The organism is Streptomyces sp. NPDC028635, from assembly GCF_040637635.1.
GTDB lineage: Bacteria > Actinomycetota > Actinomycetes > Streptomycetales > Streptomycetaceae > Streptomyces.
In genome coordinates this window covers 95,381-118,053 of record NZ_JBEZWX010000005.1, presented here as the reverse complement: position 1 = coordinate 118,053, position 22,673 = coordinate 95,381, and the positions used below count along the sequence as shown (strand labels likewise).

The window sequence follows — 22,673 nt, the reverse complement described above, 5'->3', positions numbered from 1 at the left end:
GAGGAGGTGAGGACCGTGGCAGCCCACGACGACGACATTGACCGCGGCATCCGCCCGGGACGCGGGTCCGACGACCCGACCGGGCAGGTTGCCTACCTTGAGCAGGAGATCGCCGTCCTGCGGCGCAAGCTCGCCGACTCTCCGCGGCACACGAGGATTCTCGAAGAGCGGATCGTCGAGCTGCAGACCAACCTGGCCGGCGTGTCCGCCCAGAACGAGCGGCTCGCGAACACACTGCGAGAGGCCCGCGACCAGATCGTGGCCCTCAAGGAGGAAGTCGACCGGCTCGCCCAGCCGCCCGCCGGCTTCGGCGTCTTCCTGCAGGCCAACGAGGACGGCACCGCCGACATCTTCACCGGCGGCCGCAAGCTCCGCGTGAACGTCAGCCCCAACGTCGAACTCGACGACCTCAGGCGTGGCCAGGAGGTCATGCTCAACGAGGCGCTCAACGTGGTCGAGGCCATGGAGTACGAGAGCGTCGGCGACATCGTCACCCTCAAGGAAATCCTCGAGGACGGCGAGCGCGCCCTGGTGCTCGGGCACACCGACGAGGAACGGGTGGTGCGGCTCGCCGAGCCGCTGCTGGACGTCACCATCCGCCCCGGCGACGCGCTCCTGCTCGAGCCCCGCTCCGGCTACGTCTACGAGGTCGTGCCCAAGAGCGAGGTCGAGGAACTCGTCCTCGAAGAGGTCCCCGACATCGGCTACGAGGCCATCGGCGGCCTCGGCGGCCAGATCGAGGCCATCCGCGACGCCGTCGAGCTTCCCTACCTGTACCCCGACCTGTTCAAGGAGCACGAACTGCGGCCGCCCAAGGGCGTGCTGCTCTACGGTCCCCCCGGATGTGGTAAGACGCTGATCGCCAAGGCCGTCGCGAACTCGCTGGCCAAGAAGGTCGCCGAGGTCACCGGCCAGGCCGCCGGCAAGAGCTTCTTCCTCAACATCAAGGGCCCCGAGCTGCTGAACAAGTACGTCGGTGAGACCGAGCGGCAGATCCGCCTGGTCTTCCAGCGGGCCCGGGAGAAGGCCTCCGAGGGCACCCCCGTGATCGTCTTCTTCGACGAGATGGAGTCCCTCTTCCGCACCCGGGGCTCCGGCGTCAGCTCGGACGTGGAGAACACCATCGTCCCGCAGCTGCTCGCCGAGATCGACGGCGTGGAAGGCCTGCAGAACGTGGTCGTCATCGGCGCCTCCAACCGCGAGGACATGATCGACCCCGCCATCCTGCGGCCCGGCCGGCTCGACGTGAAGATCAAGATCGAGCGCCCGGACGCCGAAGCCGCCAAGGACATCTTCGGCAAGTACCTCACCGAGCGCCTCCCGCTGCACGGCGACGACCTCGCCGAACACGGCAGCGACAAGTCCGCCACGGTCCAGGCCATGATCCAGACCGCGGTCGAGCACATGTACGCGGAATCCGAGGAGAACCGCTTCCTGGAGGTCACCTACGCCAACGGTGACAAGGAAGTCCTGTACTTCAAGGACTTCAACTCCGGAGCCATGATCGAGAACATCGTGGGCCGGGCCAAGAAGATGGCGATCAAGGACTTCCTGGAAAAGAACCAGAAGGGCCTGCGCGTCTCCCACCTCCTCCAGGCATGCGTGGACGAGTTCAAGGAGAACGAGGACCTTCCGAACACCACCAACCCGGACGACTGGGCCCGGATCTCCGGAAAGAAGGGCGAGCGGATCGTCTACATCCGCACCCTCATCACCGGAAAGCAGGGCGCGGACACCGGACGCTCCATCGACACGGTGGCGAACACCGGACAGTACCTGTAAAAACAGGGCGGCTGCGGGTGCCCTCACCGGGTACCCGCAGCCCGCTGTTTTTTCCGGGCACATCCGGGGCACAGCACACAAGGCAAAGACGCAAATGATCTCCCCACCAGCGCAAAGGCGTTCTAGGCTCTTCCGTACCGCCCGAACGCGCAGTGCGGGGAGGGGCACCGCACACGCACCGGAGCATTCGCGGTACTTGAGCGGCGCCTACGACCGAGGGTGCCGCCGGGCAAGGAGGGCCGCATGACCGTACGGCGAGTAATGGGCATCGAGACGGAGTACGGAATCTCCGTCCCCGGCCACCCCAATGCCAATGCCATGCTCACCTCGTCCCAGATCGTCAACGCCTACGCGGCGGCGATGCACCGGGCCCGCCGTGCCCGGTGGGACTTCGAGGAGGAGAACCCGCTGCGCGACGCGCGGGGCTTCGACCTCGCCCGGGAAGCCGCCGACTCCAGCCAGCTCACCGACGAGGACATCGGTCTGGCCAACGTCATCCTCACCAACGGCGCCCGCCTCTACGTCGACCACGCGCACCCCGAGTACAGCGCCCCCGAGGTCACCAACCCCCGCGACGCCGTCCTCTGGGACAAGGCCGGCGAACGGATCATGGCGGAGGCCGCCGAACGGGCCGCACAGCTCCCCGGAGCCCAGCCCATCCATCTCTACAAGAACAACACCGACAACAAGGGCGCCTCCTACGGCACGCACGAGAACTACCTGATGAAGCGGGAGACCCCCTTCTCGGACATCGTGCGCCACCTGACCCCCTTCTTCATCTCCCGCCAGGTCTTCGCCGGCGCCGGTCGCGTCGGCATCGGCCAGGACGGCCACGAACACGGCTTCCAGCTCAGCCAGCGCGCGGACTACTTCGAGGTCGAGGTCGGCCTCGAGACCACCCTCAAGCGCCCCATCATCAACACCCGCGACGAGCCGCACGCCGACGCCGAGAAGTACCGCCGCCTCCACGTGATCATCGGCGACGCCAACCTCTCGGAGATCTCCACCTACCTCAAGCTCGGCACGACGGCCCTCGTCCTGTCCATGATCGAAGACGGCTTCATCGCGGTCGACCTCGCCGTGGACCAGCCGGTCCGCACCCTCCACCAGGTCTCCCACGACCCCACCCTCAAGCGCCTGGTCACCCTGCGCAGCGGCCGCACGCTCACCGCCGTGCAACTCCAGATGGAGTACTTCGAGCTGTCCCGCAAATACGTCGAGGAACGCTTCGGGGCGGACGCCGACGAACAGACCAAGGACGTGCTCTCGCGCTGGGAGGACACCCTCACGCGCCTGGAGAACGACCCCATGAGCCTGGCCGGCGAACTCGACTGGGTCGCCAAGCGGGAACTCATGGAGGGCTACCGGCGCCGTGACGGCCTCGACTGGGACGCGGCGCGCCTGCACCTCGTCGACCTCCAGTACGCCGACGTACGCCCCGAGAAGGGCCTCTACAACCGCCTCGCGGCCCGCGGACGCATCAAGCGGCTGCTGGACGAGGCGGAGGTCGAGCGGGCCATGCACAAGCCCCCGGAGGACACCCGCGCGTACTTCCGCGGCCGCTGCCTGGAGCAGTACGCCGACGACGTCGCCGCGGCCTCCTGGGACTCGGTCATCTTCGACCTGCCGGGCCGGGACTCCCTCCAGCGGGTCCCAACCCTCGAACCGCTTCGCGGAACGCGAAATCACGTCAAGGAGCTGCTGGACCGCTGCCGCACAGCGGAAGACCTGGTCAGGGTGCTCTCGGGGAGCTGAGGGTACTCGTCGGCCTCCCCGGCCGGAACAGGGTGGAAATGGCCCCGGCCGGGAATCATCGAGGTGGCCCCCGCACGTTGTGGAAAGTGCGGGGCCGATGTCGGACCCGGCTTGTAGGGTCTGATCATCACCGATCGGCAGGAATGCCGACCTGTCGACCCATGTCGGGCGAAAGAGCGGGGTGAGGGTTATGGCAACCAAGGACACCGGTGGCGGCCAGCAGAAGGCCACGCGCTCCACGGAGGAGGTCGAGGAGCAGGCGCAGGACGCGCAGGCCTCCGAGGAGCTCAAGGAGCGCCACGAGAAGCTGAGCGACGACGTGGACTCCGTCCTGGACGAAATCGACGACGTACTTGAGGAGAACGCCGAGGATTTCGTGCGGAGCTTCGTGCAAAAAGGTGGAGAGTGAAGGCCGCATTGGTCTTCTAGCTTCGAAGCGAAGGTGGCGGGGGGAATGGGAGTGGCCGGCGTACCGGATGCGAAGCCGTGTCGGAAATGCCGGCGGCTCCTTCCTCTTGCCGCATTCGCTCGGGACAAGAATCGGCGTGACGGCCTCCAGGTCGACTGCCGGGAGTGCGTGGCGGAATACAGCGCCATCCGCTACCGACTGCGCCGGGAGGCCATGGGCAGCCCCGTACGGGAAAAGGCGGACGTCCCGCAAGGGCACAAGCTCTGCCGGGCATGCGGGGAGATCAAGCCGCACAGCGACTGGCATCGCAACGCCACCGCCTCCGACGGTTTGGCCACACGGTGCAAGGCGTGCCGAGCGGCGCTGGGGCGTGAGCAGCATCTGAAGCGTCAGTACGGCATCACCGAAGCCGAGCGAGACGCCTTGATCGCCGCTCAGTGCCGGGTCTGCTGCATATGTCTAGCCGCTCCGCCCGCTCATGTGGATCACTGTCACGAGACGGGTAGGGTCCGTGGCGTACTGTGCTTCAGCTGCAATGCAGCACTGGGGCAGTTCAAGGATCGGCCCGACGTCATAAGGCGGGCTGCTGCATACGTGGAAGGAACCTCGTGGAAGCCAATTCTCGTGGCACCGGGCGTCTACCTGCTGCCTTCCTGACGCCAGGATCCTCCTCCTTCATGGACTTCCTCGCCGAGCACCAGCCGGAGCTGCTGCCGGGCAAGCGCTCGCTGCCTCCGGTGCAGGGTGTGATCGAGGCGCCGCACGGGACGACCATCGTGTCCGTGACGTTCCCGGGCGGCGTGGTGCTGGCCGGTGACCGCCGGGCCACCATGGGCAACGTCATCGCGCAGCGCGACATCGAGAAGGTGTTCCCGGCGGACGAGTACTCGGCCGTCGGCATCGCCGGCACCGCCGGTCTCGCGGTCGAGATGGTCAAGCTCTTCCAGCTGGAGCTGGAGCACTTCGAGAAGGTCGAGGGTGCCCAGCTGTCGCTGGAGGGCAAGGCGAACCGCCTGTCGACGATGATCCGCTCCAACCTGGGCATGGCCATGCAGGGCCTGGCCGTGGTGCCCCTGTTCGCGGGGTACGACGTGGACCGCGCCAAGGGCCGCATCTTCTCCTACGACGTCACCGGCGGCCGTACCGAGGAGCGTGGCTTCGCCGCGACCGGCTCGGGTTCGGTGTTCGCCCGGGGCGCGATGAAGAAGCTGTACCGCGACGACCTCACCGAGTCCGACGCCACGACGCTGGTGGTGCAGGCTCTGTACGACGCGGCCGACGACGACTCGGCGACCGGTGGTCCCGATGTCGCCCGCCGGATCTACCCGATCGTCACCGTGATCACCGAGGACGGTTTCCGCCGGCTCACCGACGACGAGTCCTCCGAGATCGCCCGCTCGGTGCTGCAGCGCCGCCTGGAGCAGCCGGACGGCCCGCGGGCCGCCCTGCTCTGAGGGCCGGGCCCGGATTTGTTGTCAGGTGATCGAGTGACTTCCACAGAAAGGGACGGATAACCGGTGTCGACGCCGTTCTATGTCTCACCTCAGCAGGCGATGGCCGACCGCGCCGAGTACGCCCGCAAGGGCATCGCGCGTGGCCGCAGCCTGGTCGTCATGCAGTACGCCGACGGCATCGTGTTCGTCGGTGAGAACCCGTCCCGTGCGCTGCACAAGTTCAGCGAGATCTACGACCGGATCGGCTTCGCCGCGGCCGGCAAGTACAACGAGTACGAGAACCTGCGCATCGGCGGTGTCCGCTACGCCGACCTGCGTGGCTACACCTACGACCGGGACGATGTCACGGCGCGGGGTCTGGCCAACGTGTACGCGCAGACGCTGGGCACGATCTTCTCGTCCGCGGCGGAGAAGCCGTACGAGGTGGAGCTGGTGGTGGCCGAGGTGGGGGAGACCCCGGACGGCGACCAGATCTACCGGCTGCCGCACGACGGTTCGATCGTGGACGAGCACGGTTCGGTGGCGGTCGGCGGCAACGCCGAGCAGATCAGCGGCTTCCTGGACCAGCATCACCGCGACGGCATGAGCCTGGCGGAGGCCCTCCAGCTGGCGGTGCGGGCGCTGTCGCGGGACACCAACGGCACGGAGCGGGAGATTCCCGCGGAGCGCCTGGAGGTGGCGGTGCTGGACCGTACGCGGCCGCAGCAGCGCAAGTTCAAGCGGATCGTCGGTGCGCAGCTCGGGCGGTTGCTGCAGGCCGGCAGCACGGCCACGGAGGCCGAGAGCAGCGACGAGGACTAGCACCCGCGTGCACCACTGCGCCCCGGCCGGCCCACGGCCGGGGCGCAGTGGTGCTCAGGGGGCCTTCGGCGGGGCCGTGGAGCCGCGTACGACGAGTTCGACGGGGATGTCCCCGGCGTCGGGTGTGCGGCCCTGGAGGACGGCGAGGAGGGCGCGCATGCCGTGTTCTCCGAAGCGTTCGGCGTCGAGGCGGACGGTGGTCAGCTCGGGGTCGACGGCGGTGGCGAGGCCGAGGTCGTCGACGCCGGTGACGGAGACGTCCTCGGGGACGCGCAGGCCGAGCCGGCGCAGCGCTTTGTAGGCGCCGGCGGCGAGCATGTCGTCGTCGCAGACGATCGCGGTGGGACGGGGGTGCGCCGGGCCCAGCGCGGCCTCGGTGGCGAGCAGTCCGGCGTCGATGGAGATGGGCGCTGCCGCGGGGGCGGTGCGCAGGGTCGCGCCGGGGGTGGCGGCGATGTGCCGGGCGAGTTCGCGTGCGCGCACGTCGAAGGTCCAGGACGGCACGTCGGCGGCGAGGTGCAGGAAGCGGCGGTGGCCGAGGCCGGTCAGGTGGCGGGCGACCTGGCGGACGCCGTCGGCGATGTCGAGGTTGACGGTGGCGGCACCGAGGCTGCCGGCGGGGTCGCTGTCGAGCATGACGAGGGGCAGTTGGTCGCCGCGGATGGCGGTGAGGGCGTCGGCGGCCATGGAGGAGGCGAGGACGCCGTCGAGGGCGGCCTGGGCGGAGGCGAAGGGGTCGCGGGCGGGGCCGATGCCTTCGGGGGAGGGGTAGAGGACGACGCCGAAGCCGTGGTCGGCGGCGACGCGGGCGGCGCCGGTGTAGACGCCGGCGAAGAATTCGGTGGTGAGGGCGGGGACGACGAGCAGGACGGTGCGGGTGCGGCCGAGGCGCAGGTTGCGGGCGGCGAGGTTGGGCCGGTAGTCGAGCTCGCGGGCGGCTTCGCGGACGCGTTCGGCGGTGGCCGCGGAGACGCGGCCGCGCCATTTGTCGCCCAGGACGAGGGAGACGGCGGCCTGGGAGACGCCGGCCGCCTGGGCGACGTCCCGGCTGGTGGGGCGGGTGCTGCTTCGGGCCACCGTCCGCTCGCTTCCGTCGTCTGGACTGCTGAACTGCGCACATGGTACGTATGACGTAGGACGTTATACGTAAAACTTGAGCCGGAGGGCGGACATGGCCGCGGGATACCTGGAGATCCTCAGGGCGAGGCACGCCGCCCGCCTGCTCGTGGGCACGCTGGTGGGACGGCTGCCCAACGCCACCGCCGCCATCGCGATCGTGCTGTTCGTGCGCGCCGAGGGCGGCACCTACAGTCTGGCGGGCGCGCTGGCGGCGGTGTACGGCGTCGCCAACGCCGTGGGCCAGCCGGTGCTCGGCCGGCTCGTCGACCTGCACGGGCAGCCGCGCGTCCAGCTGCCCGCCGCGGTCGCCTCGGCGCTGGCCATGACCGTCTTCGCCGCCGTCGGTACCGCCCCGGCCCCGCTGGCGTACGCCGCCGTGGCGGCCTCCGGCCTGTTCACGCCACCGCTGGAGGGCGGCCTGCGGGCGCTGTGGCCGAGCGTGCTGCGCCGTGAGGACCAGGTGCACACCGCGTACGCCATGGACGCGATCGCCCAGGAGGTCATGTTCACCGTCGGCCCGCTGCTGGTCACCCTGTGCGTCTCGCTGTGGTCCGCGCGGGCGGCGCTGCTCGTGCTGGGCGTCCTCGGTGTCCTCGGCGCGCTCTCCGTCGTCCTGTCGCCGCCCTCGCGCGCGTGGCGCTCCGCACCGCGTGAGGCGCACTGGCTGGGCGCGCTGCGCTCGCCGGGGCTGCTGGCGCTGCTGGCGGCGTTCCTGTTCATCGGGATGGCGCTCGGGTCCATCACGGTGGCCGCCGTGCCGTACGCGGACGGCCACGGCGGTGACGCGGTGTACGGCTGGCTGATGGCCGCGCTCGGTCTCGGTGCGCTGGCCGGCGGCGCGGTGTACGGGGCGCGGCAGTGGGCGGGCCCGCCGGAGCGGCGACTGCGGGTGCTGGTGGCGTTTCTGGCGGTGTGTTACCTGCCGCTGACGCTGATGCCCGGCGCGGTCGCCATGGTGGCGCTCACGGCGCTCGCCGGGGTGTTCCTGGCGCCGTCCATCGCGTGCGCGTTCGTCATCGTGGACCGGCACGCGCCGAGCGGCACGGTCACCGAGGCGTTCTCCTGGCTGGTGACGACGTTCACCGTGGGGGCGTCGGTGGGAACCGGCCTGGCGGGGCCGGTCGTCCAGGCGGGTGGCGCGCTGTGGGGATTCGCGGTGCCCGGTGCCGCCGGTGCGGTTTCGCTGCTCGTTCTGCTGGGTACACGCACCGTCCTCGCAGCTCCCGCCGTGACAGGGGTTGTTGCGGCCTCATCGGAAAATGATCCAAATCGTGCTGTCGAACCCCGTTTCAGTTCGGGGGATCGGGCGTAATGTTCCCTCATGGACCGCCGCATTTTCGGGCTGGAGAACGAGTACGGCGTCACGTGCACGTTCAGGGGACAGCGCCGTCTGTCACCTGACGAGGTGGCGCGGTACCTCTTCCGCCGTGTCGTGTCATGGGGCCGCAGCAGCAATGTGTTTCTGCGGAACGGTGCCCGCCTCTATCTCGATGTGGGCTCTCACCCGGAATACGCGACACCCGAATGTGACAACGTGATCGAGCTGGTCACCCACGACAAGGCCGGAGAGCGCATTCTCGAGGGCCTGCTGGTGGACGCGGAACGACGCCTGCACGAGGAGGGAATCGCAGGCGACGTCTACCTCTTCAAGAACAACACGGACTCGGCGGGAAACTCCTACGGCTGCCATGAGAACTACCTGGTGGCCCGGCACGGGGAGTTCTCGCGGCTCGCGGACATCCTCATCCCCTTCCTGGTGACGCGGCAGCTGCTGTGCGGTGCGGGCAAGGTCCTGCAGACCCCGCGCGGCGCCGTCTACTGCGTCAGCCAGCGGGCCGAGCACATCTGGGAGGGCGTCTCCTCGGCGACGACCCGCTCGCGGCCCATCATCAACACCCGCGACGAGCCGCACGCCGACGCCGAGCGCTACCGGCGCCTGCACGTCATCGTGGGCGACTCCAACATGTCCGAGACGACCATGCTGCTGAAGGTCGGGGCCACCGACCTCGTGCTGCGCATGATCGAGGCGGGCACGGTGATGCGGGACCTCACACTGGAGAACCCGATCCGGGCGATCCGCGAGGTCAGCCACGACATCACCGGCCGCCGCAAGGTGCGGCTGGCCAGCGGACGTGAGGCCTCCGCCCTCGAGGTGCAGCGCGAGTACTACGAGAAGGCCGTCGACTTCTGTGAGCGCCGCGGTATCCGCACCGGCACGGTGGAGCAGGTGCTGGAGCTGTGGGGCCGCACGCTGGACGCGATCGAGTCCGAGGACCTCGACCGTATCGGCACGGAGATCGACTGGGTCATGAAGTACAAGCTCATCGAGCGCTACCGGGCCAAGCACAACATGACGATGTCGCATCCGCGGGTCGCGCAGATAGACCTCGCGTACCACGACATCCACCGTCGTCGTGGCCTGTACTACCTGCTGGAGAAGAAGGGGCAAGCGACCCGGATCTGCAACGACTTGAAGATCTTCGAGGGCAAGTCGGTTCCGCCGCAGACCACTCGGGCGCGGCTGCGCGGTGACTTCATCCGCCGGGCACAGGAGCAGCGGCGGGACTTCACCGTCGACTGGGTGCATCTGAAGCTGAACGACCAGGCACAGCGGACCGTGTTGTGCAAGGACCCGTTCCGGTCGGTGGACGACCGGGTGGAGAAGCTCATCGCGGGAATGTGAGCCGGCTTTCGGCGACATGCCGGAACGCCACTCGGGCGCCGTACGTTACCCGTACGGCGCCCTTCTCACGCCGTAGAGTTGCGCGCACGCCATCCACAAGATCGACCGATTACGAGGCCCTCATCGTGCGCCGACGTTCCCTGATGATTGCCGTACCCGCCGGACTGGTCACCCTCGCCGGCTGCGGTGACGACAAGTCCGACTCGAGCAAGGCCAGCGACAGCGCGTCGCCCTCGGCGTCGCAGCCGTCGGCCGCGCCGAGCCCGAAGATCGTCGCCGGTCCGCTCCCGGCGGTCACCGCGGGCACGAAGTTCGGTGAGAAGCCGACGGTCGCCAAGGGCAGCGGCGAGCCGTCGAAGGACATCGCGGTGAAGACGCTGATCACGGGCAGCGGCCGCACGGTCGCGGAGAACGACTACGTGCAGGCGGACTACCTCGGTCAGATCTGGAGCACCGGCAAGGTGTTCGACAACTCCTACGACCGCAAGACGCCGCTGCTGCTCCCGCTCGCGCAGGGGCAGATCATCGACGGCTGGCGCTACGCCCTGGCCGGCAAGAAGACGGGCAGCCGGGTCCAGTTCTCCGTCCCGCCCACCTGGGGTTACGGCGCGCAGGGCAATCCTCAGGCGGGCATCAAGGGCACCGACACCCTGGTGTTCGTGGTCGATCTGAAGGACGTCTTCAACGCGAAGAGCTCCGCCCAGGGCAAGAAGGTCCCGCAGGACGACGCCGCGCTGCCCAAGGTCGGGACGAACACGGACGGCGGGGCGCCGTCCATCGACGTGCCCAAGACCAAGCCGCCGACGAAGCTCGTGGCGACCTACGTCCTGGAGGGCGACGGCGAGGCGCTGAAGGCCGACAGCACGGTGCTCGTGCAGTACAAGGGCGTGCTGTGGGACACCGGCAAGGAGTTCGACTCCACCTACGGCCGCAAGACCCTGACCTCCTTCTCCCTCCAGCAGGTCGTCAAGGGCTGGGGCGAGGGCCTGACCGGCAAGAAGGTCGGCAGCCGCGTCCTGATCGTGGTCCCGCCGGCGCTGGGCTACGGGGACAACCCGCCGCAGGGCAGCGGCATCAAGAAGGACTCCACGATGGTGTTCTCGGTGGACATCCTGGCCAAGATGTAGCCGCGCGCGGTGGCGTGCCGGGGCGCCGTACCGGGTCCGGCGGGCGCCGCCCCCTCGGGGATGACAGACTGTCCGCGTTCCGTGTCGTAGATATGCAGGAGCTTCAAGACGTGAGCATCGACAAGCCCGAGATCGACTTCCCGGGCGGCGAGCCCCCGGCTGACCTCGAGATCAAGGACATCTGGGAGGGCGACGGCCCGGAGGCCAAGGCGGGCGACTTCGTCCAGGTCCACTACGTGGGTGTGGCCTTCTCCTCCGGCGAGGAGTTCGACGCCTCCTGGAACCGTGGCACCCCGCTGCGCTTCCAGCTCGGTGTCGGCCAGGTCATCCCCGGCTGGGACCGGGGCGTGCAGGGCATGAAGGTCGGCGGCCGCCGCCAGCTGACCATCCCGCCGCACCTGGCCTACGGCGACCGTGGCGCCGGCGGCGCGATCAAGCCGGGCGAGACGCTGATCTTCGTCTGCGACCTGGTCTCGGTCTGATCGTCGCTCGATCACAGCTGATCACGTGGGGTCCATGCCTGTACGGGCATGGACCCTCCGCTTTTGCCATCGCCCCGCGGAGCGGTACGGTCATCGATCGTAAGGACCATAGGGAGGCGAAGCGCGTCGATGGCCATTGCCAAGGCCGAGCGGCTGATGAACCTGGCGCTGTGTCTGCTCGGGACGCGGCGGCCGCTCAGCAAGCGTGAGCTGCGCGAGTCGATCGAGGCTTACGTCGAAGCTTTTGGGCCGGAGAAGGGCGCGTCCGGCGCCGACGACTCCTTCAACCGCATGTTCGAGCGGGACAAGGACGACCTGCGCGAGCTGGGCCTGGTCATCGAGACCGTGGAGAGCCTCGACGGCGAGATCGGTTATCTCGCCCGCCGTGACTCGAACCGGTTGCCGCCCATCACCCTCGACGCCGAGGAGGCCGCCGCCCTCGGTCTGGCCGCCAAGGTCTGGCAGCAGGCCCGTCTCGCCGGCGCGGCCAGCGGCGCCCTGCAGAAGCTGCGCGCGGCCGGGCTGCCCGAGGACGTCGACCCCTATGAGGCGCACAGCGCGCTGGAGCCGCGCATCCCGGTGCACGAGGCCGCCTTCGAACCGCTGATGCTGGCCTGCCGCGACCGCCGCACCGTCGCCTTCGACTACCGCAAGGCCAACGCCGCCCAGCCCGAGACCCGGCACGTCGAACCGTGGGCGCTGGAGTGCTGGCGCGGCCACTGGTACCTGGCCGGCTTCGACCGCGACCGCGGCGCCGAGCGCGTGTTCCGGCTGTCGCGGATCACCGGCAAGGTGCGCTCGCGCGGCGGGAGGTTCACCGCCCCCGTGCCCGATGTCGTCACCGTCCGCGAGACCGTCGCGAGCTGGGCCGGGGAGACCGCCGACCGCAGCGCCCTGATCCGGCTGCGTTCCGGCGCCGGGTACCCCCTTCGGGCGAAGTCCACGGCCGTGCGGGAACTCGGCGACGGCTGGGACGAGTTGGAGATTCCGTACGGGCACGGCCTGGACGCCTGGCTGGTGGAGTTCGGCCCGGACGTGGTGGTGCTGGAGCCCGCCGAGCTGCGGGCCGACGTCGTGGACCGGCTGCGCGCCGTGGCCAAGGGCTGAGGGGGAGCGGAGCGAGACGTGGCAGGCAAACCGGTCAGGCCCACGAGCGCCATCGACCAGACCCGGCGGATGCTGTCCCTGGTGACGTATCTCCGGGAGCGTCCCGGTGCCCGGATCGAGGACGTGGCGCGCGCCTTCGGGATCACCGAGGACGAGCTGGTCTCCGATCTCGACGTGCTGCCCATGTGCGGTACCAGCTTCCGCGGCGGCGATCTGCTCGACATCGACACCGACGGCGAGCGCATCTGGTGGCACAACCCGGCCGCGCTCGGCGCGGAGGCGGCCGAGCCGCTGCGGCTGGCCGCCGACGAGGCGACCGCGCTGCTGGTCGCCGCCCGGGCGGTGGCGACCCTGCCCGGGCTGCGCGAGAGCGACCGGCAGGCCCTGCTGCGGGCCACGGCGAAGGTGGAGACCGCGGCCGGCGAGGCCGCCGGCGCCAGCTCCCGGCTGTCGGTGACCTTCGAGTCCGAGGGCGGTGTCTTCGCCGACGTCGACCGGGCGATCTCCGAGCGGCGCCGGCTGTGGATCCGCTACTACTCACCGGCTCGTGACGAGGTCACCGAGCGCGAGATCGACCCCATCCGCCTGGTCAGCGTCGGCCACACCTACGTCGAGGCCTGGTGCCGCCGCTCCGAGGCGCGCCGGACGTTCCGGCTCGACCGGGTCGCCGAGATCAGGATCCTCGACGAGCCGTCGGCGCCGCCGGAGATAGAGCTGCGCGATCTGTCGGAGGGGCTGGTGCAGCCGGCCGCCGAGGACCCGGAAGTCGTCGTCGAGGTCGCCCCGGGCGGCCGCTGGGTCGCCGAGTACTACCCGCACGACAGCGCCGAAGAGCTTTCGGACGGCGGCCTGCGGATCACGCTGCGCACCCCGGACCCGGCCTCGCTGCGCCGGCTGGCGCTGCGGCTCGGCCGCGACGGCCGGATCGTGTCGCCGCCCGATCTGGCGGACAGCGCCCGCCGCGCGGCCCGCGAGGCCCTGGCGGCCTACGACGGCATGGAGGCCGAGGGGCCGCGGGGGCCGCGGGGGGCGCCGGCGCCGCACGGGGTCCCGGCCGCCGGAGCGGGTGCGGTGCAGGACGACAGGCAGGAGCAGAGGCTGTGAGCGAGTCGGCGTCGCCGCACGGCGTGGGCATGACGGTCGCCTCTGCGTTCGCGGGGATGCGCGGAGTGGCTCCCGTGGTCTTCCGAGCCGGCTGCCCGGACTGCCGGAGCCGTTTCGAACTCGCCGCGAGTGCGCTGCGGCTGGCCATCGGTGCCTCCAGCCGCACCACGTTCTACTCGTTCACCTGCCCCGAGTGCGGGGCGGCCGTGCGCAAGCCGGCGGGGGAGCGGATCGTGGAGCTGCTCACCGGCGGCGGCGTGCGTACGTTGCGCCTGCACTCCACGGTCTGAGCGGGCGCGGCCGCGCCGTACGGGGCGGGCCCGGCGAGCGTTCCGGCGGGACCCGCATCGCTCGCCCGTGCCGCGCGGTCTGCCCCGGCCCGTGCGACGCCGCGTTCCCGTCCGGGCCGACCCGCGGGCCGGACGCCGCCTTCGCAGGGGCTAGGCTCAACGGCATGTTCTGGCCGATGTTCGCGGTAGCTGTGGGTTTCGTGGGTCTCGCCGTGCTGGGTGTGCTGGCCGTCCGGGTGTTCCTGGAGGCGCAGCGGCTGGGCCGGCAGGTGGCGGATTCCACACGCCGTATCAACAGGGCGGCCGAGGACCTGGAGCGGGCCACGGCGAGCGCGGCCCGGGCCGTGGATTCGCTGTAACCGCACGGGTAGGCTGCTGATCGCGGGGCGGAGAACGAGGCCCGCTCCGTGAGCCGGGAGTACGCACGGGGATTGCCTCACGTTTACCCCTGGGCGTTACGATCGCTGCCAGAACGGCTGATCGGACGCGTGTCCGACCAGTCGGACAGCACCCCACCCTGCCGCCTCGGTGAGAAGGTAAAGACTTATGTTCGGAAGGCTCGGAGCCCCCGAGATCATTCTCATCCTCGTCGTCATCATCCTGCTGTTCGGCGCGAAGAAGCTTCCGGACATGGCCCGCTCGCTGGGCAAGTCGGCCCGCATCCTCAAGAGCGAGGCCAAGGCGATGAAGGACGAGGGCAGCAGCGGCACGTCCGCCCAGGCGCCCGCCAACGACGAGCAGCCTCCCGCGCAGCGCACCATCCAGGCGTCCCCCGGTGACGTGACCAGCGCCCGCCCGGTCAACGAGCCGACGGACACGACCAAGCGCTGACGCAGGGCCGGTGACCTCCGGCCCGCCGCACGAGATGGGAACGTGGGTTGCTGAAGCCTGCCCGCAAGAAGGAGAAGGATCCGGAGGGGCGGATGCCCCTCGCGGAGCACCTTCGTGAGCTCCGCAACCGGCTCGCGAAGGCGATGCTGGCCGTCGTCGTCGTCACCGTCGTCGCCGCCTTCTTCTACAACGACATCATCAACTTCCTCACCCAACCGATCCTCGACTCGGTGGGCTGCGGGAAGACCTTCGAGGAACTGGCCCGGTCCTCGAACGACAACCAGCAGTGCGCGCGGATCACCATCAACGGTCTGCTCGCCCCCTTCACGCTGGCGCTGCAGGTGTCCCTGATGGCGGGTGTCGTCTTCGCCTCGCCGATCTGGCTCTACCAGCTGTGGGCTTTCGTCGCGCCGGGCCTGCACCGGCACGAGAAGAAGTACGCCTACGCGTTCGTGGGCACCGGCGTCCCGCTCTTCCTCGGCGGCGCCTACTTCGCGTACCGGGTGCTGCCCACCACCGCGAAGGTGCTCATCGACTTCACGCCGCACGGCGTGGACAACCTGCTGCCGCTGGACGACCTGCTCCAGCTGGTCACCCGCATGGTGATCGTCTTCGGGCTCTCCTTCGAGCTGCCGCTGCTGCTGATCATGCTCAATCTCACCGGGGTGCTCAGCGGCAAGCGCATGCTCAGCTGGTGGCGCGGCATGATCCTCGGGATCACCGTCTTCGCCGCCGTCGCCACGCCCAGCACGGACCCGCTGTCCATGCTGGCGCTCTCCGGGCCGATCTGGGTGCTGTACTTCGGCGCGGTGGCCTTCTCCCTGCTCAACGACCGCCGCCGCGAGCGGCGCGCGGCCGAGGGCCCCGACGACGACGAGGCGTCGGAGCTGGACCTCACCCCCGAGGCCATCGGGGACGTCGAACCGGTCAGCGCCAGCCGCGCGCTGCCGGAGCAGACGAGCACCGACCGCGTCAACGGATACGACGACGTGACCTGAGAAGCCGACGCACGCACGACCGGCCGTCCCGCATTGCGGGGCGGCCGGTTCGCCGTTTCCGGCCCCCGCCCTGCCCGGGCCGCGCACGCATCCCCGCTGAGCTGGGCGTACGGCAGGTTCACCGCAGGAGATCCGGTTAATGATCGTCCTGTTGTCAGTGCGGCCCGGTACGGTGGAAAGCACGATGACACAGGACCTCTCACCGGCCGAGCGGTACGCGGCAGCACGCAGGCGAGCTGCCGAGCAGGCCACCGCCCTCGCGTCCTTCCGCGAGATGTACGACTTCGGCCTCGACCCCTTCCAGATCGAGGCCTGCAAGGCCCTCGAGGCGGGGAAGGGCGTGCTGGTCGCCGCGCCCACCGGCTCCGGCAAGACGATCGTGGGCGAGTTCGCCGTCCACCTCGCCCTCCAGCAGGGCAAGAAGTGCTTCTACACCACCCCCATCAAGGCGCTGTCCAACCAGAAGTACGCCGACCTGTGCCGGCGCTACGGCCAGGCGAAGGTCGGCCTGCTGACCGGCGACAACAGCGTCAACTCCGACGCCCCGGTGGTCGTGATGACCACCGAGGTGCTGCGGAACATGCTGTACGCGGGTTCCCAGACGCTGCTGGGCCTGGGATACGTGGTCATGGACGAGGTGCACTACCTCTCCGACCGCTTCCGCGGAGCCGTATGGGAGGAGGTGATCATTCACCTGCCCGAGTCGGTGACGCTGGTGTCGCTGTCGGCGACCGTGTCCAACGCCGAGGAGTTCGGCGACTGGCTGGACACCGTCCGCGGCGACACCGAGGTGATCGTCTCCGAGCACCGTCCGGTGCCGCTGTTCCAGCACGTGCTGGCCGGCCGGCGGATGTACGACCTGTTCGAGGAGGGCGAGGGCCACCGCAGAGCGGTCAACCCCGACCTGATGCGGATGGCGCGCATGGAGGCGAGCCGCCCGTCCTTCCAGGACCGCAGGCGCGGCCGCAGCATGCGCGAGGCGGACCGGGAGCGGGAGCGCCGCCAGCGCTCGCGGATCTGGACCCCGGGGCGGCCCGAGGTCATCGAGCGTCTGGACGCCGAGGGCCTGCTGCCCGCGATCACCTTCATCTTCTCCCGCGCCGCCTGCGAGGCGGCCGTCGAGCAGTGCCTGTACGCCGGCCTGCGGCTGAACGACGACGAGGCCCGGGAGAAGGTGCGCGCGCTCGTCGAGGAGCGCACGGCGTCCATCCCGGCCGAGGACCTGCACGTCCTCGGCTACTACGAGTGGCTGGAGGGCCTGGAGCGGGGCATCGCCGCCCACCACGCGGGCATGCTGCCGACGTTCAAGGAGGTCGTCGAGGAGCTGTTCGTACGCGGTCTGGTCAAGGCGGTCTTCGCCACCGAGACGCTCGCCCTCGGCATCAACATGCCCGCCCGGTCCGTGGTGCTGGAGAAGCTCGTCAAGTGGAACGGCGAACAGCACGCCGACATCACCCCGGGCGAGTTCACGCAGCTCACCGGCCGCGCCGGCCGGCGCGGCATCGACGTCGAGGGCCACGCGGTCGTGCTGTGGCAGCGCGGCATGAACCCCGAGCACCTCGCGGGGCTCGCGGGTACGCGCACCTACCCGCTGCGCTCCAGCTTCAAGCCGTCGTACAACATGGCGGTCAACCTGGTCGAGCAGTTCGGACGGCACCGCTCGCGTGAGCTGCTGGAGACGTCGTTCGCGCAGTTCCAGGCGGACAAGTCGGTCGTCGGGATCTCCCGGCAGGTGCAGCGCAACGAGGAGGGGCTGGAGGGCTACAAGGCCTCCATGACCTGCCACCTCGGCGACTTCGAGGAGTATGCGCGGCTGCGCCGCGAGCTGAAGGACCGCGAGACGGAGCTGGCCCGGCAGGGCGCCAACCAGCGGCGTGCCGAGGCGGCGCTGGCGCTGGAGAAGCTGAAGCCGGGCGACGTGATCCACGTCCCGACGGGCAAGTACGCGGGTCTCGCGCTGGTGCTGGATCCCGGTCTGCCGGCGGGGCGTTCCAACGGACACCGCGGCTTCGACGCCCACGACGGTCCCCGTCCGCTGGTGCTGACCGCCGAGCGGCAGGTCAAGCGGCTGGCCGCGATGGACTTCCCGGTGCCCGTGGAGCCGCTGGAGCGAATGCGCATCCCGAAGTCCTTCAACGCGCGCTCCCCGCAGTCCCGGCGTGACCTCGCCTCCGCGCTGCGCACCAAAGCCGGGCACATCCCGCCGGAGCGGCACCGCAAGAAGCGCTCGCAGGCCGCCGACGACCGGGAGATCGCCCGTCTGCGCAAGGCGCTGCGGGCGCATCCCTGCCACGGATGCGACGAGCGGGAGGACCACGCCCGCTGGGCCGAGCGGTACCACCGGCTGCTGCGCGACACCCGGCAGCTGGAGCACCGCATCGAGGGCCGTACGAACACCATCGCGCGCACCTTCGACCGGATCGTGGCCCTGCTGACCGAGCTGGACTACCTGCGCGGCGACGAGGTCACCGAGCACGGCAAGCGGCTCGCCCGGCTGTACGGCGAGCTGGATCTGCTGGCCAGCGAGTGCCTGCGGGCGGGCGTCTGGGAGGGTCTGTCGCCGGCCGAGCTCGCCGCGTGCGTCTCGGCGTTGGTGTTCGAGGCGCGGATGAGCGACGACGCCATGGCACCGAAGCTGCCCTCGGGCAACGCGAAGGCGGCGCTCGGCGAGATGGTGCGGATCTGGGGGCGGCTGGACGCCCTGGAGGAGGACTTCCGGATCAGCCAGACCGAGGGCGTCGGCCAGCGTGAGCCCGACCTCGGCTTCGCCTGGGCCGCCTTCATGTGGGCCTCCGGGAAGGGCCTGGACGAGGTGCTGCGCGAGGCGGAGATGCCCGCGGGTGACTTCGTGCGCTGGTGCAAGCAGGTCATCGACGTCCTGGGCCAGATCCAGGCGGCGGCCCCCGCCGCGGGCTCCACGGTGCCGAAGGCCGCCCGCAAGGCGGTCGAGGCCCTGCTGCGCGGCGTCGTGGCGTACTCGTCGGTGGGCTGACCGCACCCACCGGACGGACGACACGGGCCCGCCCCGGACCGACGGCCGACGCCGGCTGCGCACGCCCCTCGGGCGCCGCGCAGCCGGCGTCGGCCGTTCGCGGCACAAGGTGCGGTGCCACGGCCCGCACGGGGCCGGTCGCCGACGCCGCGGAACACAGGCCGCAGGCTGCCGCCGGCCGTCAGCGCCGCGCCGCCTCGACTGCTTCCTGAGCGCCGGGCACCGGCGGGGTCCGACACGCAAGCCGCGCCCCCGCACGCCCGTCCCTCTTCCCCCTCGCACGCCCCTCCACGCCCCCCCGCACGCCTGCCTCCTGTCCGCGCGCCCCCGCCGTACGTCCGCACGCCGCCCGTACGCCCGCAGTGGCGCCGGGAGCGCAACCCGCTGTGCGCCGACGGGGCGGCCGTCGGCTGACGTCGGCACGACACTCGTTACGGTGAGTCATTTCGCACGCCCGTGCAGGGTGACGCACCGTGTGCGAATCGATCCCCAGCGTGTAAATGGAGTCGAGCGTACTCCTGTCACGGGAGGGAATTCAGGGGCTTCCCGAACATGACCCGGCGATGATCCGGTCGGACTAAGCTCGCCCACAGCGCACCGAGTTGAGGCGTATTCGTGCGTTTGTTCCCCGAAGCTCGTTTCTTCCCCAAAACTCCTTAGATTCAAGGACCTGCATGGTGAGCGTCCAATCCCCCCCTCGTCGCCGTGAACTCCCTGCCGTCGGCGTGCTGTTGCTGCCTGTCATAGCGATGGCCGCGGCGACCGGGGCCGCCGTCGCCCTGGTCGCCGAACCGGCCCGGCCGGCCGTGGCCCTGTGCGGCGGCATCGCCACCGTCCTGGTCGCCCTGACCGCGGCCGAAGGGCTGCGCCGCGGCCGCCGGTTGCGGACCCAGCAGGCCGAACACGCCCGTCACACCGCGTATCTGGAACAGCGCCTCGCGGCCCACGACGCGGACGACCACCGCCTCGCCTACGAACTCCTGCCGCTCGCCGTGGAGTACCTGCGCCGCGGCAATTCACTCTTCGACACGACCCGCGACCTCCTCGACGGCGATTCACGCTTTCGTGGGCTGCGCGAGGCCGGCCGCGAGGTCATCCTCACCGTGCTGCGCATCCTCGATCACGAGGAGAACCTGCGCGACTCCCAGCAGCGCGCCTTCGTCAGCGTCGCCCGCCGCGTCCAGGCCATCGTCCACCAGCAGTTCAAGGAACTGCGGGAGATGGAGGAGGACCACGGCCGCAGCCCCGAGGTCTTCGACGACCTGCTGCGCATCGACCACGGCACCTCGCTGATCGGCCGCCTCGCCGACTCCGTCTCGGTCCTCGGCGGCGGCCGCCCCGGCCGCCAGTGGCCCGAACCCGTGCCGCTGTACAGCGTGCTGCGCGGCGCCATGTCGCGCATCCTGGAGTACCGGCGCATCTCGCTCGACAACATCGCCAAGGTCAACGTCCGCGGCATCTCCGTCGAGCCGGTCATCCACGCCTGCGCCGAGCTGCTCGACAACGCCACCCGCTACTCGCCGCCGCAGACGAAGGTCCACGTCACCGCCACCGAGGTGCAGAGCGGTGTCGCCATCGAGATCGAGGACGCCGGTGTCAGCCTCACCGAGGAGTCCCGCGCCCGCCTCGAGGGCATCCTGCAGCGGGCCATGGCCGGCGTCGACCTGAACATCCTCGGCGAGGCGCCCCGCCTGGGCCTCGCGGTCGTCGGCCGCCTGTGCACGGCGCACGACATGCAGATCTCGCTGCGCTCCTCCGCCTACGGCGGCGTCCGCGCCGTACTGATCGTGCCGAGCGCCATGCTCACCACCCATCCGGCGCCCGGCTTCGCGCACGGCGTCGGCGCCACCTCCCTGCCTGCGATCGGCCCCGACGTGGCCGAGGGCCCCAAGCGCCCGCCGAAGAAGCGCCGTCCGACCAACCCGCGCATCCCGGAGAACCTGTCGCTGGAAGACGACGTCCCCGTGGTCACCGAGTGGACCGAGAAGGGCCTGCCGCAGCGACGCAGCAAGGCCGTCATCCCGATCACCGAACTGCGTGCCCAGCAGTACGCCGAACAGGACCGCCTGGAACGCGAGGAGCGGGAGGCACGCGAGCGCGAGGCCACCGTCTGGGCGCAGTCCCGTACCGAACCGGAGCCGAAGAAGGACGAGCCGGCCCCCGGCATGTGGGTCGAGGCGTTCTGGGACGGCCTGAAGAAGGACCTGCCGCCCGGCACCCACCCCACCGAGTTCACGCGCAACCCCAGCGCGTTCAGCTACCTGCTCAACGACAAGGCCCGCCCCGAGGGCGACGACGAAGGGGATCTGACGTGATCCAGCAGCGACAGAACTTCGACTGGATGCTCAAGGAGCTCTACGACAGCGTTCCGGGCATCGAGATGATCGTGGTGCTGTCCGCCGACGGCCTGCGCATCGCCCGCTACAGCGGCGACCCCGACGCCGCCGACCGTGTCGCCGCCGCCTGCGCGGGCCTGCAGAGCCTGGCCGGCGCCGTCGCCCAGGAACTGCCCGCCAGCAGCGGCGAGATGAAGCTGGTCGTCGTCGAACTCGACCGCGGCTACTTCTATCTGATGGCCGCCGGCGCCAACGCCTACCTCGCGGTGCTCTCCGACATCCGCTGCGAACCCGGCGCGATGAGCCACTACATGCGTGACCTCGTGCTGCGCATCGGTGAGCACCTGACCAGTCCGCCCCGGCGCAACGGGCAGACCGTATGACGCCTCCGCAGCGCCAGAGGCGACAGCGCAAGGAACCGTCCCCTTCCGTGCTGCCGCCCCGGCCGGCGCAGCAGGAGGGCGACAAGAAGGCACCCGAACGGCTGTACATCATCACGGGTGCCGAGGGCGACCGGGCCAAGCTCGACCTGGTCACGCTGATCGTGGCGCACGCCGACCCGCCGTCGTCCGCCACCCCCGAGCAGACCGCGGTGCTCCGGCTGTGTGCCGCCCCCCTGTCCGTGGCCGAACTCTCGGCCTATCTGCAGCTGCCGTTCAGCGCGATGACCGCGCTGCTCACGGAGATGCTGGCCGCCGAGCTGGTGCACGCGCGCGCCCCGATCGTCCGCCAGCAGCTGCCCGACCGATCCCTTCTCGAAGCGGTGATGCATGGACTTGAAAGGCTCTGACACCCTCCCCGGCCCGCGCGCGGAGGATCATCTGCCGCAGTCCACCCAGGCGGCGGCGAAAATCGTGATCGTGGGCGGTTTCGGTGTCGGCAAGACCACCATGGTCGGCTCGGTCAGCGAGATCAAACCGCTGACCACGGAGGAGACCATGACCCAGGCCGGTGTCGGGGTCGACGACAACTTCGGTTCCGAGACCAAGACCGCCACCACCGTGGCGATGGACTTCGGCCGTATCCGCGTCTCCGACGAGGTGGTGCTGTACCTGTTCGGCACCCCCGGCCAGGAGCGCTTCTGGTTCCTGTGGGACCGGCTGTTCCAGGGCGCCCTGGGCGCGGTCGTCCTGCTCGACACCCGCCGCCTCGAGGTCAGTTACGAGGTCATGGGCCGGCTGGAGGAGCGCGGTGTGCCGTTCGTGGTCGCCGTCAACACCTTCCCCGACGCGCCCCGTTACGCCGTCGAGGACCTGCGGCAGGCGCTCGACCTGGTGCCGGGGATCCCGATCCTCGAATGCGACGCCCGCCGGCGCGCCTCCAGCCGTGACGTCTTGCTCACCCTGATGCGGTTCCTCACCGGTCTGTCGGCGGCCGGCCGGCTCACCTGACCCCCGGCCCCT

General features: G+C 70.2%; 22 protein-coding genes. 21 read left to right on the top strand and 1 reads right to left on the bottom strand.

The window, feature by feature from the left end:
- The first annotated feature begins 15 nt into the window (after positions 1-15).
- From arc to prcA, 6 genes are all read left to right on the top strand, one after another.
- On the top strand, positions 16-1,782 hold the full coding sequence (gene arc / locus AB0E88_RS07715; protein ID WP_361625483.1) for a proteasome ATPase: 1,767 nt from the start codon (positions 16-18) through the stop codon (positions 1,780-1,782).
- A 243-nt stretch (positions 1,783-2,025) separates the two neighbouring features.
- Positions 2,026-3,537, top strand: coding sequence for a depupylase/deamidase Dop (gene dop, locus AB0E88_RS07710; protein ID WP_361625480.1), 1,512 nt, complete (start codon positions 2,026-2,028; stop codon positions 3,535-3,537).
- Between the two features lie 190 nt (positions 3,538-3,727).
- Positions 3,728-3,946 carry a ubiquitin-like protein Pup gene (locus AB0E88_RS07705; RefSeq protein WP_355154257.1) on the top strand — a complete coding sequence of 73 codons (219 nt, stop codon included), beginning with the start codon at positions 3,728-3,730 and terminating at the stop codon, positions 3,944-3,946.
- 45 nt (positions 3,947-3,991) lie between these two features.
- Complete coding sequence (locus AB0E88_RS07700; RefSeq protein ID WP_361625477.1) at positions 3,992-4,603, top strand: endonuclease VII domain-containing protein; 612 nt, start codon at positions 3,992-3,994, stop codon at positions 4,601-4,603.
- On the top strand, positions 4,555-5,400 hold the full coding sequence (gene prcB / locus AB0E88_RS07695) for a proteasome subunit beta (RefSeq protein ID WP_361625474.1): 846 nt from the start codon (positions 4,555-4,557) through the stop codon (positions 5,398-5,400). Before AB0E88_RS07700 ends, prcB begins: the two co-directional genes overlap by 49 nt.
- A 63-nt stretch (positions 5,401-5,463) precedes the next feature.
- Positions 5,464-6,201: a proteasome subunit alpha gene (gene prcA / locus AB0E88_RS07690; RefSeq protein ID WP_361625471.1), complete on the top strand. Its 738-nt coding sequence runs from the start codon at positions 5,464-5,466 to the stop codon at positions 6,199-6,201.
- A 54-nt stretch (positions 6,202-6,255) separates the two neighbouring features.
- Here the strand turns inward: prcA and AB0E88_RS07685 are convergent, their stop codons facing one another.
- Positions 6,256-7,278: a LacI family DNA-binding transcriptional regulator gene (locus tag AB0E88_RS07685; protein ID WP_361625468.1), complete on the bottom strand. Its 1,023-nt coding sequence runs from the start codon at positions 7,276-7,278 to the stop codon at positions 6,256-6,258.
- Positions 7,279-7,372: 94 nt separating this feature from the next.
- Between AB0E88_RS07685 and AB0E88_RS07680 the strand changes: the two genes are divergently transcribed.
- The 15 genes from AB0E88_RS07680 (at position 7,373) to AB0E88_RS07610 (ending at position 22,661) form a co-directional block, all read left to right on the top strand.
- A complete protein-coding gene (locus AB0E88_RS07680; protein WP_361625465.1) occupies positions 7,373-8,632 on the top strand; it encodes an MFS transporter in 1,260 nt (419 codons plus the stop codon).
- A gap of 9 nt (positions 8,633-8,641) precedes the next feature.
- Positions 8,642-10,003, top strand: a complete 1,362-nt coding sequence (gene pafA / locus AB0E88_RS07675) for a Pup--protein ligase (RefSeq protein ID WP_059125684.1) — start codon at positions 8,642-8,644, stop codon at positions 10,001-10,003.
- Positions 10,004-10,128: 125 nt separating this feature from the next.
- Complete coding sequence (locus AB0E88_RS07670) at positions 10,129-11,130, top strand: FKBP-type peptidyl-prolyl cis-trans isomerase (protein WP_361625461.1); 1,002 nt, start codon at positions 10,129-10,131, stop codon at positions 11,128-11,130.
- 110 nt (positions 11,131-11,240) lie between these two features.
- Positions 11,241-11,612, top strand: a complete 372-nt coding sequence (locus AB0E88_RS07665) for an FKBP-type peptidyl-prolyl cis-trans isomerase (RefSeq protein WP_361625458.1) — start codon at positions 11,241-11,243, stop codon at positions 11,610-11,612.
- Positions 11,613-11,741: 129 nt separating this feature from the next.
- Positions 11,742-12,719 carry a WYL domain-containing protein gene (locus AB0E88_RS07660; protein ID WP_361625455.1) on the top strand — a complete coding sequence of 326 codons (978 nt, stop codon included), beginning with the start codon at positions 11,742-11,744 and terminating at the stop codon, positions 12,717-12,719.
- Positions 12,720-12,737: 18 nt separating this feature from the next.
- Entirely contained in the window at positions 12,738-13,823 is a 1,086-nt protein-coding gene (locus AB0E88_RS07655) for a WYL domain-containing protein (RefSeq protein ID WP_361625452.1), read from the top strand.
- The gene (locus tag AB0E88_RS07650; protein WP_361625449.1) at positions 13,820-14,113 is read left to right on the top strand and encodes a hypothetical protein; all 294 of its coding nucleotides are present in this window, start codon (positions 13,820-13,822) and stop codon (positions 14,111-14,113) included. The genes AB0E88_RS07655 and AB0E88_RS07650 overlap by 4 nt, the downstream gene beginning before the upstream one ends.
- A 164-nt stretch (positions 14,114-14,277) precedes the next feature.
- The gene (locus tag AB0E88_RS07645; RefSeq protein ID WP_361625446.1) at positions 14,278-14,472 is read left to right on the top strand and encodes a hypothetical protein; all 195 of its coding nucleotides are present in this window, start codon (positions 14,278-14,280) and stop codon (positions 14,470-14,472) included.
- Positions 14,473-14,659: 187 nt separating this feature from the next.
- Positions 14,660-14,944: a Sec-independent protein translocase subunit TatA gene (tatA, locus tag AB0E88_RS07640; protein WP_361625443.1), complete on the top strand. Its 285-nt coding sequence runs from the start codon at positions 14,660-14,662 to the stop codon at positions 14,942-14,944.
- Between the two features lie 47 nt (positions 14,945-14,991).
- Positions 14,992-15,942 carry a twin-arginine translocase subunit TatC gene (gene tatC / locus AB0E88_RS07635; RefSeq protein WP_361625440.1) on the top strand — a complete coding sequence of 317 codons (951 nt, stop codon included), beginning with the start codon at positions 14,992-14,994 and terminating at the stop codon, positions 15,940-15,942.
- Between the two features lie 139 nt (positions 15,943-16,081).
- The gene (locus AB0E88_RS07630) at positions 16,082-18,934 is read left to right on the top strand and encodes a DEAD/DEAH box helicase (RefSeq protein ID WP_361625437.1); all 2,853 of its coding nucleotides are present in this window, start codon (positions 16,082-16,084) and stop codon (positions 18,932-18,934) included.
- 674 nt (positions 18,935-19,608) lie between these two features.
- Positions 19,609-21,249 carry an ATP-binding protein gene (locus AB0E88_RS07625; protein ID WP_361625434.1) on the top strand — a complete coding sequence of 547 codons (1,641 nt, stop codon included), beginning with the start codon at positions 19,609-19,611 and terminating at the stop codon, positions 21,247-21,249.
- Complete coding sequence (locus AB0E88_RS07620) at positions 21,246-21,653, top strand: roadblock/LC7 domain-containing protein (RefSeq protein WP_361625431.1); 408 nt, start codon at positions 21,246-21,248, stop codon at positions 21,651-21,653. Before AB0E88_RS07625 ends, AB0E88_RS07620 begins: the two co-directional genes overlap by 4 nt.
- On the top strand, positions 21,650-22,060 hold the full coding sequence (locus tag AB0E88_RS07615) for a DUF742 domain-containing protein (RefSeq protein ID WP_361625428.1): 411 nt from the start codon (positions 21,650-21,652) through the stop codon (positions 22,058-22,060). Before AB0E88_RS07620 ends, AB0E88_RS07615 begins: the two co-directional genes overlap by 4 nt.
- Positions 22,041-22,661, top strand: coding sequence for an ATP/GTP-binding protein (locus tag AB0E88_RS07610; protein WP_361625425.1), 621 nt, complete (start codon positions 22,041-22,043; stop codon positions 22,659-22,661). The genes AB0E88_RS07615 and AB0E88_RS07610 overlap by 20 nt, the downstream gene beginning before the upstream one ends.
- Positions 22,662-22,673 lie beyond the last annotated feature (12 nt).

What these genes read in the sequence shown, in the direction of transcription:
- dop (WP_361625480.1), top strand. Translation starts at nt 2,026, where the DNA reads ATGACCGTACGGCGAGTAATGGGCATCGAGACGGAGTACGGAATCTCC.
- AB0E88_RS07705 (WP_355154257.1), top strand. Translation starts at nt 3,728, where the DNA reads ATGGCAACCAAGGACACCGGTGGCGGCCAGCAGAAGGCCACGCGCTCC.
- AB0E88_RS07700 (WP_361625477.1), top strand. Translation starts at nt 3,992, where the DNA reads ATGGGAGTGGCCGGCGTACCGGATGCGAAGCCGTGTCGGAAATGCCGG.
- AB0E88_RS07680 (WP_361625465.1), top strand. Translation starts at nt 7,373, where the DNA reads ATGGCCGCGGGATACCTGGAGATCCTCAGGGCGAGGCACGCCGCCCGC.
- pafA (WP_059125684.1), top strand. Translation starts at nt 8,642, where the DNA reads ATGGACCGCCGCATTTTCGGGCTGGAGAACGAGTACGGCGTCACGTGC.
- AB0E88_RS07660 (WP_361625455.1), top strand. Translation starts at nt 11,742, where the DNA reads ATGGCCATTGCCAAGGCCGAGCGGCTGATGAACCTGGCGCTGTGTCTG.
- AB0E88_RS07645 (WP_361625446.1), top strand. Translation starts at nt 14,278, where the DNA reads ATGTTCTGGCCGATGTTCGCGGTAGCTGTGGGTTTCGTGGGTCTCGCC.
- tatA (WP_361625443.1), top strand. Translation starts at nt 14,660, where the DNA reads ATGTTCGGAAGGCTCGGAGCCCCCGAGATCATTCTCATCCTCGTCGTC.
- AB0E88_RS07630 (WP_361625437.1), top strand. Translation starts at nt 16,082, where the DNA reads ATGATCGTCCTGTTGTCAGTGCGGCCCGGTACGGTGGAAAGCACGATG.
- AB0E88_RS07625 (WP_361625434.1), top strand. Translation starts at nt 19,609, where the DNA reads ATGGTGAGCGTCCAATCCCCCCCTCGTCGCCGTGAACTCCCTGCCGTC.
- AB0E88_RS07615 (WP_361625428.1), top strand. Translation starts at nt 21,650, where the DNA reads ATGACGCCTCCGCAGCGCCAGAGGCGACAGCGCAAGGAACCGTCCCCT.
- AB0E88_RS07610 (WP_361625425.1), top strand. Translation starts at nt 22,041, where the DNA reads ATGGACTTGAAAGGCTCTGACACCCTCCCCGGCCCGCGCGCGGAGGAT.